3 protein-coding genes are annotated in these 1871 nt (G+C 71.2%); all 3 read left to right on the top strand.

The annotated features are described in order from the left end of the window. A partial coding sequence (locus tag HW577_RS24430; RefSeq protein ID WP_198378696.1) for a phenylacetate--CoA ligase family protein occupies positions 1-1167 on the top strand: 1167 nt, incomplete at its 5' end. 78 nt (positions 1168-1245) lie between these two features. Next, complete coding sequence (locus HW577_RS24425) at positions 1246-1530, top strand: UxaA family hydrolase (protein ID WP_198376378.1); 285 nt, start codon at positions 1246-1248, stop codon at positions 1528-1530. 10 nt (positions 1531-1540) lie between these two features. Next, positions 1541-1871 (top strand): UxaA family hydrolase (locus HW577_RS24420; protein ID WP_198376379.1); only part of this gene is annotated, 331 nt, incomplete at its 3' end.

The raw sequence follows: 1871 nt of genomic DNA, 5'->3' as shown, positions 1-1871 counted from the left end.
CAACGGCTGCCCGCCGTGGTCGCCGCCGCGATGCGCGCCCCTGCGCAGGCCGCGCGGCTCGCCGGCATCGATCCCGCCACGGTCACGGACCGCGCCGCGCTCGCCCGCCTGCCGGTGCTGCGCAAGGCCGACCTGCCCGCCCTGCAGAAGGCCGCGCCACCCTTCGGCGGGTTGTCAGCCACGGCCCCGGGCGGCTTCGCGCGGCTCTTCACTTCGCCCGGGCCGATCCTGGAAGGTGAAGCGCGCGGCGCCGATCCCTGGCACATGGCGCGCGCCTTCTTCGCCGCGGGGTTCCGCCCCGGTGACGTCGCGCTCAACACCTTCTCCTACCACCTGACGCCGGGCGGCTGGATCATGGAAGGCGGGCTGCAGGCGCTGGGCTGCGCGGTGATCCCAGCGGGGCCCGGCAACACGGAGACGCAACTCGACCTGATCGAGGCCTATCGCCCCGTCGCCTATGTCGGCACGCCGGATTTCCTCAAGATCCTGCTCGACGCCGCGCAGGCGGCCGGGCGCGACGCGTCGTCGATCCGCCGCGCGCTCGTCTCCGGCGCCGCCTTCCCGCCCTCGCTGCAGGCGGAGATGGCCGCGCGCGGCGTCGACGCCTACCAGATGTACGGCACCGCCGATCTCGGATGCGTCGCCTATGAGACCGAGGCACGCGAAGGACTGGTGGTGGCGGAGGAAGCGATCGTCGAGATCGTCCGCCCCGGCACCGGCGACCCCCTGCCCGATGGCGAGGTCGGGGAGGTCGTCGTCACGCTGCTGGAGGAACGCCATCCGGTGCTGCGGCTCGCCCTTGGCGACCTGTCCGCGATCATGCCGGGGGCCTCGCCCTGCGGGCGCAGCAATGCGCGCATCCTCGGCTGGCGCGGCCGCGCCGACCAGACGGCAAAGGTGAAGGGCATGTTCGTCCGGCCCGAGCAGGTGGCCGAGATCGCGCGCCGCCATCCGGGCCTGCGTCGGCTGCGCCTCGTGATCACGCGCGCGGGCGAGCAGGATGCGATGACGCCGCGCGTCGAAGCCGCCGCGACGGACGGGCTCGCCGATGCGCTCGCCGCGACGCTCGCCGCGGTGACGCGCCTGCGCGGCGCGGTGGAGATCGTCCCGCCCGGCTCGCTGCCGAACGATGGAAAGGTCATCGCGGATGAACGCCCGGTCGGCTGACGCGCCGGCGATTTGACCGCCAGGGGCCGCCCGCCTAGCGTCCCGGCCAGTGAGTTCCGCAGGGGAGGAGGGCACGCGATGACCGTGCATTTCTGCGTCCATGACGAAGGCGATAGCGTCGGCGTCGTGGTCGTCGAGGGTGTGAAGGCTGGCCAGACCTTGAATGGCTGGATCATGGACCAGGACAAGATGATCGAGTTCCCGGCCAGGAACGACATCCCGATTGGCCACAAGGTCGCGATCAAGCAGATCGCCAAGGGCGACACGATCATCAAGTACGGCGTGGATATCGGGAAGGCGGTCGCCGACATCGGCGCCGGCGAGCATCTGCACGTGCACAACGTCAAGACGAAGCGGTGGTGATCCCATGGCGATGAACCTGAAGACCGCGAGCTTCGAAGGCTGGCGCCGCGAGAACGGCCGCATGGGCGTGCGCAACCACGTCCTGATCCTGCCGGTGGACGACATCTCCAACGCCGCGGCTGAGGGCGTGGCCCGCAACATCCAGGGCACGCTGGCGATCCCGCACGCCTATGGGCGGCTGCAGTTCGGCGCTGACCTCGACCTGCATTTCCGCACCATCATCGGCACGGGCTGCAACCCGAACGTCGCCGCCGTCGTCGTCATCGGCATCGAGCCCGGCTGGGCCGGCAAGGTGGCCGAGGGCATCGCCAGGACGGGCAAGCCGGTCGAGGCCTTCGCCA

It is taken from the genome of Neoroseomonas rubea, assembly GCF_016106015.1.
GTDB lineage: Bacteria > Pseudomonadota > Alphaproteobacteria > Acetobacterales > Acetobacteraceae > Neoroseomonas > Neoroseomonas rubea.
Note: the sequence above shows the minus strand (reverse complement) of the source record. Positions and strands in the feature narration are given on the sequence as shown.